This window comes from Aurantimonas manganoxydans SI85-9A1 (genome assembly GCF_000153465.1).
GTDB lineage: Bacteria > Pseudomonadota > Alphaproteobacteria > Rhizobiales > Rhizobiaceae > Aurantimonas > Aurantimonas manganoxydans.
Map to the genome: position 1 here is coordinate 1,394,046 of NZ_CH672387.1, position 12,298 is coordinate 1,406,343.

General features: G+C 69.7%; 15 protein-coding genes. 9 read left to right on the forward strand and 6 right to left on the reverse strand.

Annotated elements, in window-relative coordinates:
• Positions 1 to 45 precede the first annotated feature (45 nt).
• The 3 genes from SI859A1_RS06565 to SI859A1_RS06575 are packed head-to-tail and all read right to left on the reverse strand — an operon-like array spanning position 46 to position 2,982.
• Complete coding sequence (locus tag SI859A1_RS06565) at positions 46 to 789, reverse strand: DUF2259 domain-containing protein (RefSeq protein ID WP_009209042.1); 744 nt, start codon at positions 787 to 789, stop codon at positions 46 to 48.
• A gap of 35 nt (positions 790 to 824) precedes the next feature.
• Entirely contained in the window at positions 825 to 1,838 is a 1,014-nt protein-coding gene (locus SI859A1_RS06570) for a P1 family peptidase (RefSeq protein WP_009209043.1), read from the reverse strand.
• Positions 1,839 to 1,842: 4 nt separating this feature from the next.
• Entirely contained in the window at positions 1,843 to 2,982 is a 1,140-nt protein-coding gene (locus SI859A1_RS06575) for a branched-chain amino acid ABC transporter substrate-binding protein (protein ID WP_009209044.1), read from the reverse strand.
• Positions 2,983 to 3,167: 185 nt separating this feature from the next.
• Between SI859A1_RS06575 and SI859A1_RS06580 the strand changes: the two genes are divergently transcribed.
• The 9 genes from SI859A1_RS06580 to SI859A1_RS06615 all read left to right on the forward strand — a co-directional run bounded on the left by SI859A1_RS06580 (position 3,168) and on the right by SI859A1_RS06615 (position 9,878).
• Entirely contained in the window at positions 3,168 to 3,662 is a 495-nt protein-coding gene (locus SI859A1_RS06580; protein ID WP_244400929.1) for a flavin reductase, read from the forward strand.
• Between the two features lie 46 nt (positions 3,663 to 3,708).
• Positions 3,709 to 4,626: an AAA family ATPase gene (locus SI859A1_RS06585; protein ID WP_009209046.1), complete on the forward strand. Its 918-nt coding sequence runs from the start codon at positions 3,709 to 3,711 to the stop codon at positions 4,624 to 4,626.
• A 4-nt stretch (positions 4,627 to 4,630) separates the two neighbouring features.
• Positions 4,631 to 5,899, forward strand: a complete 1,269-nt coding sequence (locus SI859A1_RS06590) for a vWA domain-containing protein (RefSeq protein ID WP_009209047.1) — start codon at positions 4,631 to 4,633, stop codon at positions 5,897 to 5,899.
• A gap of 43 nt (positions 5,900 to 5,942) precedes the next feature.
• Positions 5,943 to 6,266: an XdhC family protein gene (locus SI859A1_RS06595; protein WP_024348580.1), complete on the forward strand. Its 324-nt coding sequence runs from the start codon at positions 5,943 to 5,945 to the stop codon at positions 6,264 to 6,266.
• Complete coding sequence (locus SI859A1_RS06600) at positions 6,266 to 6,982, forward strand: XdhC family protein (protein ID WP_009209049.1); 717 nt, start codon at positions 6,266 to 6,268, stop codon at positions 6,980 to 6,982. The genes SI859A1_RS06595 and SI859A1_RS06600 overlap by 1 nt, the downstream gene beginning before the upstream one ends.
• Complete coding sequence (locus SI859A1_RS22360; protein WP_009209050.1) at positions 6,979 to 8,016, forward strand: molybdopterin-binding protein; 1,038 nt, start codon at positions 6,979 to 6,981, stop codon at positions 8,014 to 8,016. The genes SI859A1_RS06600 and SI859A1_RS22360 overlap by 4 nt, the downstream gene beginning before the upstream one ends.
• Complete coding sequence (locus tag SI859A1_RS22365) at positions 8,006 to 8,626, forward strand: nucleotidyltransferase family protein (RefSeq protein ID WP_009209051.1); 621 nt, start codon at positions 8,006 to 8,008, stop codon at positions 8,624 to 8,626. The genes SI859A1_RS22360 and SI859A1_RS22365 overlap by 11 nt, the downstream gene beginning before the upstream one ends.
• A gap of 95 nt (positions 8,627 to 8,721) precedes the next feature.
• Complete coding sequence (locus SI859A1_RS06610) at positions 8,722 to 9,450, forward strand: SDR family NAD(P)-dependent oxidoreductase (RefSeq protein WP_009209052.1); 729 nt, start codon at positions 8,722 to 8,724, stop codon at positions 9,448 to 9,450.
• A 146-nt stretch (positions 9,451 to 9,596) separates the two neighbouring features.
• Positions 9,597 to 9,878, forward strand: coding sequence for an usg protein (locus tag SI859A1_RS06615; RefSeq protein ID WP_050767462.1), 282 nt, complete (start codon positions 9,597 to 9,599; stop codon positions 9,876 to 9,878).
• 61 nt (positions 9,879 to 9,939) lie between these two features.
• Here the strand turns inward: SI859A1_RS06615 and radC are convergent, their stop codons facing one another.
• The 3 genes from radC to sfsA are packed head-to-tail and all read right to left on the reverse strand — an operon-like array spanning position 9,940 to position 12,297.
• Positions 9,940 to 10,713 (reverse strand): RadC family protein, encoded by a 774-nt coding sequence (radC, locus tag SI859A1_RS06620; RefSeq protein ID WP_009209054.1) that lies wholly within the window; start codon positions 10,711 to 10,713, stop codon positions 9,940 to 9,942.
• Positions 10,714 to 10,723: 10 nt separating this feature from the next.
• Positions 10,724 to 11,578 (reverse strand): type I methionyl aminopeptidase, encoded by an 855-nt coding sequence (gene map / locus SI859A1_RS06625; protein ID WP_009209055.1) that lies wholly within the window; start codon positions 11,576 to 11,578, stop codon positions 10,724 to 10,726.
• Positions 11,575 to 12,297, reverse strand: a complete 723-nt coding sequence (gene sfsA / locus SI859A1_RS06630; RefSeq protein WP_009209056.1) for a DNA/RNA nuclease SfsA — start codon at positions 12,295 to 12,297, stop codon at positions 11,575 to 11,577. The genes map and sfsA overlap by 4 nt, the downstream gene beginning before the upstream one ends.
• Between the last annotated feature and the right edge of the window lies 1 nt (position 12,298).

Genomic DNA, 12,298 nt, shown 5'->3' on the forward strand with positions numbered 1-12,298 from the left:
GCGCCGTCTACCAGACGTTTCGAATCGCCTCAACGGACTCGGTGTTCAGTCCATCGGTACGGGATTGGCGATGTAGCGCAGGTCCGGGCCTTCGAAGCCGACCTGTTCGACCGCGATGATGGCGACCGCGGCGAAGCCGCCGTCGGGGCGCTCGAGCACCCGCACTTCGGCAATGCTGTAGTCGAGCGGGCAGCCGCGGCTGTCCGGAATGCTCGTATCCTCATGTACGAGGCGCGCCATGGCGCCGGGGTCGGCGGCGATCTGCACCAGCCGGTAGCCGACCGTTTCGCCGAAATCGCCGCAATGGCTCGGACCGGCAAGCGACAGCGTCTCGATCCGCAACTCGACGGGGCGATCCGGCGAGGGGGCGATGGCGCGGGGCAGGAAGCGTGCCCGGTGCGGATCGTCCGACAGTTCGGTCGCAGGCTTCGCGAAGACGAGCAGGCCTGCCTCGGGCCGGGGATCGTGCTCGGCGAACAGCGGCGCGGCCCGGCGGCGGGCTTCCTCGCGCGCCATGTCGAGGGTCGCGTTCTCATCGTCCAGCCGCACGCGGATCGGCGAGGGGGCGATAAACCGGTCCTCGGCGAGGTCGAGGAAGAAGATCTCGGCATAGGGAAAGCCCGATCCGTCATGGATGCCCGACTGGCCGAAGGCGTAGACCTGGCCGTCGGGCGAGAAGCCGTAGGATTCGAGGGTCGCGAAATCGCCGGCCTTCGCCATGGTCGGGCCAAGGGCGAGGGCCGCCAGGACCAGCCAGCGGAGAAGACCCGTCGTGAACCGCGTCGGCATATGGTCTCTCCCGATGTCGTTGTGTCCGGTCCGCCCTAGGCCGTCGACCAGACCGGCAGCCGATCATACGCCGTCGCGTTCGCCGCCGATACGCCCCGGGCGATGGCGCGCGCCATGGTGGCTGCGGCCGCGGCGGCGAGTTTCATCCGGTCGATGGGGGCCGGCGTGATGCCGCTGGTGCCGGTGGCCGCCGCGAAGACCAAGTCGCCGTCGAAATCGGTGTGGGCAGGCCAGATCGCCTTCGCGAACCCGTCCTGTCCGGCGATCGCCAGGCGCTTGGCCGCCGCCTTGTCGAGCACGGCGTCGGTGACCACGATCCCGATCGTGGTGTTGGTGCCGGGGCGTGGATCGAGCTTGGTGCGGACGGCAACCGCATCCGCCGGCAGGGGCGTCGGCAGGCCGAGCCCGCCGAACTCGCCTTCCATCTCGAAGGGGGCCGCCCAGAAATGCCGGCCGGTGCCGATGGTCGGGGAGCCGACCGCGTTGACGGCGACGAGGGCCGCGACGACGATGCCGCTCGGCAAGAGCGTCGAGGCGGTGCCGAGGCCGCCCTTGAAGGTCGCCGTGGTGCAGCCAATGCCGGCGCCGGCCGTGCCGATGGCGAAGTCGGCGGATGCGCTGCTGGCTGCGGCGTAGCCGAACTCGCGATAGGGCGGATAGCGGTCCCAGCCGGTGTGCTTGTCGCCGCCATTGGCGAGGTCGAACAGGATCGCCGCCGGCACGATGGGCACGCGCACGTCGCCGACGGCAAAGCCGCGGCCGGCCTCCCGCAGGAAGGCCTGCACGCCCGATGCGGCATCGAGGCCGAAGGCGGAGCCGCCCGACAGCACCAGCGCGTCGATGCCGGCAACGGTGTTTTCGGGCGCGAGAAGATCGGTCTCGCGGGTACCCGGCGCGCCGCCGTGAACGGCGACGGAGGCGACCGCCGGCCGGTCGAACAGCACCGCCGTTGAGCCGCTCTTCAGGGCCTCGTCACCGCCATGCCCGACGCGGACACCCGCGACATCGGCCAGGCTGTTGCGCGGTCCTGGACGCCAGACGCCGGACAAGGCTTCAGCTCCCGCCGGCTTCGGCGAAGCGGCCGCCGCGCCATTCGAACACCCGGTAGAGATCGAGATCGGAATCGCCCTTGGCGTCGAAGCCGATCTCGCCGAGACGCGTCGGGAAGCTGTCGGCATTCAGGATGTCGGGCAGGGCGCGGCCGGTCTCGGCGGCGCGGCGGGCGGCCGTCACGGCGATCTCGGTCGCGGCGAAGGCCGGGCCGAAATAACCCTGCGGCGGCAGGTCCGCATTCGCGCCCTCGGCGGATGCCAGTTCGGGGAAGCTGGTGCGCGGTGCGACGGCAATGACGCCCTCGGGCAGCGGCACGTCGAGGCTGGTCTCATCGAGCAGTTCCTCGCCGCCGATCACCTGCAGCGCCAGGCCGTTGGCGGCCGCGTCGCGGATGATGATCGCCACGTCCGGCCGGTTGCCGGCGATGAAGAAGCGGCTGATGCCGGTCCGTTCCAGCCGGCGCACGAGGCCAAACTGCTTCTCCTCGGCCGGGCGGTAATTGTCGACGCTCTGGGGTTCGATGCCGCGGTCGCCAAGGAGCCGGCGCACCGTGTCGGCAAGGCCGCGTGCGGCGATGGAGCCGTCGTCGATCAGGCCCAGCGGCTCGCCTTCCCAGCGATCGGTCAGCGTCCTGGCGATCGCCGCAGCCTCGGCATCGGAGCGCGGCGCGATGCGCCAGACCAGATGGCCGGTGCGCTCGCGCCGGTCGGTCAGCCGGTTGGCCCGCACGCCGACATCGATCACCGGAATGCCGGCCTCGGTCAGCACCGGCAGCGCCGCCTCGATCGCCTCGGTGCAGAGAAAGCCGACCACAGCGCTCGCATTCATCGCGACGAAGGTCTCGGCGGCCTGTCGTCCGCCCTCGGTCGAGCATTTCGTGTCGGCCTCGACGATCTCGATGCCGGCGCCCTGGTCCATCGTGGCGGCGGCGGCCCGCGCACCGGCGACGAGCTGGGTGCCGAGAATCGCCTGGCTGTCGCTCAGCGGCGCGGCGACGCCGAGCAGCACCGGTGGGCTCGCGGTCGTGGCATCGGCCGCCTGGGCGACTGCCGGGGAAGCGGACCAGAGGCCGGCAACAGCCAGGATGGCGAGGAGGGCGGCGGGGCCGAACGGGCCGGGACGGAACTGCAGCATGGTCATGGGGCAAGCCTACAGCAGCGGGCGGGCGAGCGGAATCGGCTTTCGCGGGCAGGCGGGCGCGCACACCGCAAAGGACAGGGCGTTGCCGGTGGGATTGCGGCGCGCCCCCGTGCGAAACCGATCCGCGCGCCCTATGTTTACCCGGAAAGCTCCGGGATTCGCTCCCGCAATGTATGGACGATGGTTTGCTGACGACTTCGACGATCGACCGCGACAGCTTCCGCGACGCGATGAGCCGCTTTGCGGCGGCGGTACATCTGGTGACCACCGACGGGCCGGCCGGCCAGCGGGGCCTGACGGTCTCTTCCGCCTGCTCGGTCTCCGATTCGCCGGCAACGCTCCTGGTGTGCCTCAACATGTCGAGCCCGGAGAACGACCGCTTCGAGGCCAACGGCAATTTCGCCGTCAATCTGGTCGCCGCCGCCGACGAGCCGGTGGCCCGGGCCTTCGCCGGCGAGGGGCGGCTGGCGCCGCAAGAGCGGTTCGCCACGGCCGAGTGGGACACGCTGCAGACCGGCGCGCCCGTCCTCACCTCGGCGCTGGCAAGCTTCGACTGCCGGCTGATCGAGGCGAGCGTCGTCGCCACCCACCGGGTGCTGATCGGCGAGGTCGTGGCGGTTCGTACCAATCCAAGGGCGGCGTCCCTGGTCTATCTCGACCGGGCCTACCGCCACCTCTGACCGGCCGCGAGCCGGCCGACGACGCCATCTGCTTGAAGGAAGCGACGTGACACATTCTTTGCCGGTATCCATCGACGAGACCGAACAGTTGCTCGACAGCCAGAACTACGTGGCGGACCGGGCGCTGGCGACGGTGCTGTTCCTCGCTCTGAAGATGGGCCGGCCGCTGTTCCTGGAAGGCGAGGCGGGCGTCGGCAAGACCGAGATCGCCAAGGTGCTGGCCGCCGCGCTCGACCGGCCGCTGATCCGGCTGCAGTGCTACGAGGGGCTCGATGTCTCCTCGGCGCTCTACGAGTGGAACTACGCCGCGCAGATGATCGAGATCCGCATGCGCGAGGCCTCGGGCGACATTTCCCGCGACGCCATGCGCTCGGAGATCTTCTCCGAACGGTTCCTCATCCGCCGGCCGATCCTGCAGGCGCTGGAGGGCGAGCCCGGCCGTGCGCCGGTGCTCTTGATCGACGAACTCGACCGGACCGACGAGGCCTTCGAGGCGTTCCTGCTGGAAATCCTCTCCGACAACCAGGTGACCATCCCCGAGCTCGGCACCATCCGCGCCGCCGAGCCGCCGATCGTCGTCATCACCACCAACCGCACCCGCGAGATCCACGACGCGCTGAAGCGCCGCTGTCTCTATCATTGGGTCGACTATCCAGCCTCGGATCGCGAGCTCGACATCGTGCGCCGCAAGGCACCGCGCGCCAATGCCGAGCTGTCGGCGGAACTCGTCGCCTTCGTCCAGCGGCTGCGCGGCATCGACCTGTTCAAGGCGCCGGGCGTCGCCGAGACCATCGACTGGGCCAATGCCCTGACCGAACTGAACGCCGTAGCTCTCGACCCGGCGCATGTCTCCGATACGCTCGGGGTGCTGTTGAAATACCAGGACGACATCCAGCGGATGGAGCGGGGCGAAAGCCGCGAGATCCTGACCGAGGTGAAACGCGAACTGGCGAAAGCGTCCTGACGCCATGACGGATTCGGACCCGGAGGATGGCGCGCCGGCAATTGCCGACCCCGAGGGCCGGCTGGCCGACAACATCGCCTATTTTGCCCGCGCGCTGCGCAAGGCCGGGCTGAAGCTCGGTCCGTCGGCGACGCTGGACGCCATTGCGGCGGTGAAGGCCGCGGGGCTGTCCTCGCGTGACGATTTCTACTGGACCCTGCATGCCGTGCTGGTCTCCCGGCACGAGGACGACGCCGTCTTCAACGAGGCGTTCCGGCTGTTCTGGCGCTCGCGCGAACTCATCGAGAAGATGATTGCGATGTTCTCGCCGACCGCGCCGCCGCGGCCGTCCAAGCCCGAGAAGAAGCGCGCCGGCGAGGACCGCGCCGCCGAGGCGATGTTCGAGGGCGCCAAGGAGCGGGTGACGAAGCAGGAAAAGCCGGAGATCGAGATCGACGCGAGCCTCACCGTCTCGGGCAACGAGGTGCTGCGCCGGAAGGACTTCGCCCAGATGAGCGTCGCCGAGGTCGAGGAGGCCAAGCGCGCCATCGCCGCCCTGCGGCTGCCGCAGGACCGGGTGCGCACGCGGCGCTTCCGCAGCGATCCGCGCGGCGCCAGGATCGATCCGCGGGCAATGATGCGCGCGTCGATGCGCACCGGCGGCGATCTCGTCCTGCCCAAGTTCCGTTCACCGCGCGAGGTGCATCCGCCGCTGGTGGTGCTGGCCGACATCTCCGGCTCGATGAGCCAGTACAGCCGGATCTTCCTGCATTTCCTGCATGCTTTGACCGAGCAGCGGCGGGGCGTGCACACCTTCCTGTTCGGCACGCGGCTGACCAACGTGACCCGCCAGATGCGGCACAAGGACCCCGACGAGGCGCTGGCCGACTGCGCCGGCGCGGTGCGCGACTGGTCCGGCGGCACGCGGATCGGCGAGGCACTGGCCGAGTTCAACCGGGTCTGGTCGCGCCGGGTGCTGACGCAGGGCGCGGTGACGATCCTGATCACCGACGGGCTGGAACGCGACAGTGTCGACGACCTCTCGCAACAGATGGAACGGCTGCATAAATCCAGCCGGCGGCTGATATGGTTGAACCCGCTGCTGCGGTTCGACGGTTTTTCGGCCCGGGCGAAGGGCGTGCGGGCCATGCTGCCGCATGTCGACGAGTTCCGCGCGGTGCATTCGCTGGAGGCGATGAGCGCGCTCTGCGCGGCGTTGTCCGAGGGTGGCGACCGCAACACCGATCCGCGCCGCTGGATCGCGGCGGCCGATCGCGCCGCCGCGGCGGCCTGAGCCGCAGGCGGACCGGCAGGATGTGCTTGAAGGAAGACGCAAGATGAGCCAACCCGAATTCGACGTGCTGAAGACCGCGGAAGCCTGGGCGGGCGAGGGGCGCAGCCTCGCGCTGGCCACCGTCGTGGAGACCTGGGGCTCGGCGCCGCGTCCGACCGGCAGCCATCTGGTGATCGATGCCGAGGGCAATTTCGAGGGCTCCGTCTCCGGCGGCTGCGTCGAGGGGGCGGTGGTCGCCGAAGCCGTGGACGTGATCGAGGCCGGCGCGCCGCGCATGCTGGAATTCGGCGTGGCCGACGAAACCGCCTGGCGCGTCGGGCTGTCCTGCGGCGGCCGGATCCGGGTCTATGTCGAACGGGTGAACTGATGGACCGCGCGCTTCTCTCTGAACTCAACGCCGAGCGCGAGGCCCGGCGGGCCGCGGTCGTCGTGACCGAGCTCTCCAGTGGCACCCAGCGGCTGGTGCGCGAGGCCGCGGTCGCGACCGATCCGCTGGCCGAAGAGATCGGCCGGGTGATCCGCTCCGGCAAGTCGGGGATCGTCCAGACCGGCGACGGCGAGGCGTTTCTCAACGCCCATCTGCCGCCGGCGCGCCTCGTGGTGATCGGCGCCGTCCATATCAGCCAGGCGCTGGCGCCGATCGCGCGGCTGGCCGGCTACGACATCGAGATCATCGATCCGCGCACCGCTTTCGCCACGCCGGAGCGCTTTCCCGACATCGCCCTCCATGCCGAATGGCCGGAGGACGTCCTGAAGGGCCGGCCTCTCGACGCCTATACGGCGGTCTGCGTGATCACCCATGATCCGAAGATCGACGATTTTCCGCTGATCGCGGCGCTGAAGGCCGGCTGCTTCTATATCGGCGCGCTGGGCAGCCGGAAGACCCATGCCAAACGCGTCGACCGGCTGGTGGAGGCCGGCATCGCGCCGCATCTGATCGAGCGGATCGAGGCGCCGATCGGCGCCGATATCGGTGCCGCTACGCCGGGCGAGATCGCCGTCGCCATCATGGCCTCGGTCGTCGAGGCCTTCCGCAAGCGCAAGATGTTCGCCAATCGCCGGGGCGAGACCGAGGCCGCATGATCTTCGGGGACGTCGCTCTTGCCGATGCCGAGGGCGCGATCCTCGCCCATTCCAAGGCGCTCGACCGCGGCCGGCTAAAGAAGGGCACGCGGCTGTCGGCCGACGACGTCGCGCGGCTGCGCGAGGCCGGGATTGCGACGGTGGTCGCGGCGCGGCTGGAGCCGGGCGACCTGACCGAGGACGAGGCCGCCGCCGCGATCGGCGCGGCACTGGCCGGCGCCGGCGTGCGGGCGGGGGCCGCCGCCACCGGTCGGGTGAATCTCTTCGCCGAGCCCGCCGGGCTGTTTCTGCCGGATCGCGGCGTCGTCGATGCGCTGAACGCCATCGACCCGGGCATCACGCTCGCGACGCTCGCCGAGCATGCCCCGGTCGGCGCCGGACAGATGGTGGCGACGGTGAAGATCATCCCGCTCGCCGTCCCCGGCGCGGCCGTCGACAGGGCGGTGCGGCTCGTCGCGGACAGGGCGGCCTTCCGGCTGGCGCCCTTCGCGGCGCGGCGCCTGGCGCTGATCCAGACCGAGCTGCCGGGCGTCAAGCCGAGCGTCCTCGACAAGACGCGGCGGGCGACGGAGGCACGGCTGGCGCTCTCCGGCTCGACGATCGGCGAGGAGATCCGCTGCGCCCACGACACGGCGGCGCTCAAGGATGCGCTCGAACGGCTCGGGCCGGCCGACATCACGCTGGTCTTCGGCGCGTCGGCGGTGATCGACGCCGGCGACGTGATCCCGGCGGCGATCGTGGCGGCCGGCGGCGCTGTCGACCATCTCGGCATGCCGGTCGATCCCGGCAATCTGTTGCTGCTCGGCCGGCTGGAGGGGCGCCCGGTGCTGGGCGCGCCGGGCTGCGCCCGCAGTCCCAAGGAGAACGGATTCGACTGGGTTTTGAATCGCCTGCTGGCCGATCTTGCGGTGTCGGGCGAGGACATCAGGCGCATGGGCGTCGGCGGTCTCCTTATGGAGATCGCCTCGCGCCCGCAGCCGCGCGAGGCGCTGCCGAAAAAAAGCGAGACGCAGGGCGCGGCAGATGTCGGATGATGCCCGGCCGGTCGTCGACGTTGTGATCCTCGCCGCGGGCCGGTCCAGCCGGATGGGCGGACCGAACAAGCTGCTCGCCACCTTCGACGGCGTTCCGCTGGTGCGCCGCTCGACCGAGACCGCGATGGCCTCGGGGGCTCGCCATGTCCGCGTCGTCGTCGGCCACATGCGCGCAGCGATCGGCGCGGCGCTGGCCGGGCTCGACGTGTCGCTCATCGAGAACCCCGCCTATGCCGACGGCCTTTCCGCCTCGCTGAAGGCGGGCTTTGCCGCCTCCGTGGAAGCGGGGGCGGACGGCGTACTCGTCATGCTCGCCGACCAGCCGCAACTCAGGCCCGCCGATCTCGACCGGCTGATCGCCGCCTTCGCGCCTGCGGGCAAGGGCGCGATCGTCGCCGCCTCGGACGGGGGCAAGCGGCGCAACCCGGTGCTTCTGGCCACCGGCTTTGCCGACGAGATCGCGGCGATCGCCGGGGACGTCGGCGCGCAATCGGTGATCGCGGCGCATCCGGAGGCGCTGGTCACGGTGGAGATCGGCGCGGCGGCCAGCGTCGATGTCGATACGCCGGAAGCAATGCGCACGGCGGGCGGGACGATCGCCTCCGGCTGACACGGCTCCTCGGCGCGCCATCGCGTCGCAGTTGATCGTTCGGCCTGCGGCCGCATCTGCCGGTCTCGACGTAATCAGGGAAGGCCGGCACGATCATGGGCAGATATCTCATCTACGGCGGCAATGGCGGCATCGGCGAAGCCATCGCCCGGCGCCTGGCGACGGCCGGACACGACCTCGTCCTTGCCGGCCGCAACGACGAGGAACTGCAGGCGCTGGCCGGCGAGATCGGGGCGCAGACGGTGACCTGCGACGTGACCGACGACAAGGCCATCGCCACCGCGGCCGAGGCGGCGGGGGAGATTCTCGACGGTCTGGTCTATGCGGTCGGGACGATCAACCTGAAGCCCTTCGCCAGATTGAAGGGCGAGGACTTTCTTAACGATTTCAACCTGAACGCGCTGGGGGCTGCGAAAGCGATTCAGGCGTCGTTGCCGGCGTTGCAGAAGGCGCCGGACGGGGCGAGCGTCCTCCTGTTCTCCACCGTCGCGGTGGATCAGGGCTTCGCCGCCCATGCCTCGATCGCCATGGCCAAGGGCGCCGTCGTCGGGCTGACCCGCTCGCTCGCCGCCGAGTTCGCGCCGCAGATCCGGATCAATGCCATTGCGCCGTCGCTGGTCGACAGCCCGCTCGGCAAGCGCGTCGCATCCAACGAGAAGATGGCCGAGGCGGTGGCCAAGATGCATCCGCTGCCGCGTCTCGGCCGGCCCGACGACATCGCGGCGATGGGCGAGATCCTGCTCACCGATGCCGGGTCCTGGATCACCGGGCAGGTCATCGGCATCGATGGCGGGCGTTCGACCCTGCGCGTCGCGCGTGGCTGAACGGGGCAGGGGCGGAAGGTCTTTGTCGGTTTGCTCGAGGTCACGGATGCGCGACCGGCTTGCCAGGCTTTAACGAAGCGTTAACCATAGGGGCAGAGCATCCAGGTGCCGGTTCATGCCGGCCGGCACAGCCAAGGAGCTTGCCGATGCACACCCGCAACGTCGATCCCCAGTTCGAGAACATGCTCAAGGGCTTCGGCCTGACGACCGCCGAAGTGCTTTACCGGATGCCGGACCACCCGGACTTCCTGCAGAGCTTTTCATGGCAGTTCGAGGACATGGCTCCGAGCTATCCGCGCCTGAAGCGCTTCCTCGACCATTGGGACCGCGAGATCGAGGCGGCGATCCACTCCGTCCGGGTGATGCATGCCGGCCTGGTCCGGCCGCGCGAGATCCGGCTGGTCAAGGATGGTGGTCACCTGCACTGAGCGCCTGCGCTTGGCATCGCCGCTACCGGATGAGGCTGCGGCGGGCCGGTGTCGCCCATCCTCAGATCAGGCGCAGGCCCTTGAGGCTGGCATGGCCGTTCTTGCCGATGATGATGTGGTCATGGACGGCGATGCCGAGGGGCTTTGCCGTATCGATGATGGTGCGGGTCATCTCGATGTCGGCCCGCGACGGGGTGGGGTCGCCCGACGGGTGGTTGTGGACGAGGATGATGGCGGTGGCCGACAGCTCCAGCCCGCGCTTGACGACCTCGCGGGTGTAGACCGGCGTGTGGTCGACCGTGCCGGTGCCCTGCACCTCGTCGGCGATCAGGGCGTTCTTCTTGTCCAGGAACAGGATGCGGAACTGCTCGCGGGTCTCGTAGGCCATGGCGGCCTTGCAATAGTCGAGCACCGCCGACCAGGACGACAGCACCTCGCGCTGCCTGACGGCCGAGCGCATGGCCCGCTGGTTGATCGCCACGACGATGGCGATGTCGCGGGCGACGCTGTCCTTGACGCCCGGCACCTCGGTCAGCCGCCGCGGCGGCGCGTTCAGCACTTCGCCCAGCGAGCCGAAGCGGGCGATCAGCGCCTTGGCGATCGGCTTCACGTCGCGGCGCGGAATGGTGCGGAAGAGGACGAGTTCGAGCAGTTCGTAATCGGCCAGGGCATCGGCGCCGGCCTCGGCGAAGCGGGCGCGCAACCGATCGCGATGGCCGAGATGATGGTCGCTCTTCGCCGCGTCCCGGGATTTGCGCGATCGCCCGCCCGACGGCGTGCTGGCCTCCTGAAGACCGGTGAGGACCGGTTCGTCGTCGGAGGCCGCGGCGGTCATCGTGCCCGAACTAGCCGGCCGCGGCGGCGGTCAGCGGCTCGACCGTCAGGCCCGGCGTGTCGAAGCCGCCCGGCGACAGGGTGAACACCTCGCAGCCGGTTTCGGTGACGCCGACCGTGTGCTCGTACTGGGCGGACAGCGACCGGTCGCGGGTCACGGCGGTCCAGCCGTCGGAGAGGATCTTCACATGCGGGCGACCGATATTGATCATCGGCTCGATGGTGAAGATCATGCCGGGGCGTATCTCTGCGCCTTCGCCGCGGCGGCCGTAATGCAGGATGTTCGGCGCATCGTGAAAGAGCTTGCCGACGCCGTGGCCGCAGAAGTCGCGCACCACCGAGCAGCGCTCGGATTCGGCATAGGTCTGGATCGCCTCGCCGATGTCGCCGATATGGCCGCCCGGCCGCACCGCCTCGATGCCGATCATCAGCGAGCGGTAGGTCACGTCGCACAGCCGTTCGGCGGCGCGCTTGACCCGGCCGACCGGGTACATGCGCGAGGAATCGCCATGCCAGCCATCGACGATGAAGGTGACGTCGATATTGACGATGTCGCCTTCCTTCAGCGCCTTGTCGTTGGGAATGCCGTGGCAGACTACATGGTTGATCGAGGTGCAGACGCTCTTGGTGTAGCCGCGATAATTCAGCGTCGCGGGCACCGCGTCGTTGGCTAGGCCGAACTCCATGACGTAGCGGTCGATCGCATCCGTCGTCACGCCCGGCTCGACGATGCCGGCCAGCCCGTCGAGGCAGCGGGCCGTGAGCTGGCACGCCTTGCGCATGCCGGCGAAGGCCGCTTCGTCGTAGAGACGGATCGCACCCGTGTTGCGGGTCGGATTCGCTTCGGCTTCGAGATAGGTGGTCATGGCTGGCGCGCGCTGTCGACGATCGGAAGGACGGTCGTGGGTCGGATATCTGACAGATTGATGTCGCACCGAACGGCATGGGCTTCAACCCCTCGTTCGCGGGCGAGGGCGAATGCCGCGGCATAGGCCGGGTCGAGATCGGCGGCGAAGTCCACCCGGTCGCAGTCGGCGCGCTGGACGATGTAGAGCATCATCGCCCGGTCGCCGGCCGCCACCCGGTCGCCGAGTTCGTCGAGATGGCGGGCGCCGCGGGTGGTCACGCAGTCGGGAAATTCGGCCAGCCCCGGCCGGCGCATCAGATGGACGTTCTTGACCTCGACATAGATCGGCTGGCCGTCCGGCGCCTGGTAGAGCAGGTCGACGCGCGACCGGCGGCCGTAGTTGACCTCGCGGCGGGCCGTGCCGAGACCGGCCAGCGGCGGCACCAGCCCGGCGGCGATGGCCTCTTCGGCAAGGCGGTTCGGCAGGGCAGTGTTGATGCCGACCAGCGTGCCGTCGGCCTCGACGATCTCCAGGGTCAGCGGCAGCTTGCGCTTCAGATTGGCCGAGCGCGACAGCCAGACCCGCGAGCCCTCCGCCTTCAGCCCCATCATCGCGCCGGGATTCGGGCAGTGGACGGTGACGGGCTCGCTCTCGCCGTCGATCACCACGTCGGCGAGAAAGCGCTTGTAGCGCAGGACGAGGCGCGCCGGGATGAGCGGGGAAGGGAAGCTGACCATG

Coding starts and splice junctions, on each gene's coding strand:
- SI859A1_RS06610 (WP_009209052.1), top strand. CDS start 8,722: ATGGGCAGATATCTCATCTACGGCGGCAATGGCGGCATCGGCGAAGCC.
- sfsA (WP_009209056.1), bottom strand. CDS start 12,297: ATGGTCAGCTTCCCTTCCCCGCTCATCCCGGCGCGCCTCGTCCTGCGC.
- map (WP_009209055.1), bottom strand. CDS start 11,578: ATGACCACCTATCTCGAAGCCGAAGCGAATCCGACCCGCAACACGGGT.
- SI859A1_RS06600 (WP_009209049.1), top strand. CDS start 6,266: ATGGACCGCGCGCTTCTCTCTGAACTCAACGCCGAGCGCGAGGCCCGG.
- SI859A1_RS22365 (WP_009209051.1), top strand. CDS start 8,006: ATGTCGGATGATGCCCGGCCGGTCGTCGACGTTGTGATCCTCGCCGCG.
- radC (WP_009209054.1), bottom strand. CDS start 10,713: ATGACCGCCGCGGCCTCCGACGACGAACCGGTCCTCACCGGTCTTCAG.
- SI859A1_RS22360 (WP_009209050.1), top strand. CDS start 6,979: ATGATCTTCGGGGACGTCGCTCTTGCCGATGCCGAGGGCGCGATCCTC.
- SI859A1_RS06565 (WP_009209042.1), bottom strand. CDS start 789: ATGCCGACGCGGTTCACGACGGGTCTTCTCCGCTGGCTGGTCCTGGCG.
- SI859A1_RS06595 (WP_024348580.1), top strand. CDS start 5,943: ATGAGCCAACCCGAATTCGACGTGCTGAAGACCGCGGAAGCCTGGGCG.
- SI859A1_RS06590 (WP_009209047.1), top strand. CDS start 4,631: ATGACGGATTCGGACCCGGAGGATGGCGCGCCGGCAATTGCCGACCCC.
- SI859A1_RS06615 (WP_050767462.1), top strand. CDS start 9,597: ATGCACACCCGCAACGTCGATCCCCAGTTCGAGAACATGCTCAAGGGC.
- SI859A1_RS06575 (WP_009209044.1), bottom strand. CDS start 2,982: ATGACCATGCTGCAGTTCCGTCCCGGCCCGTTCGGCCCCGCCGCCCTC.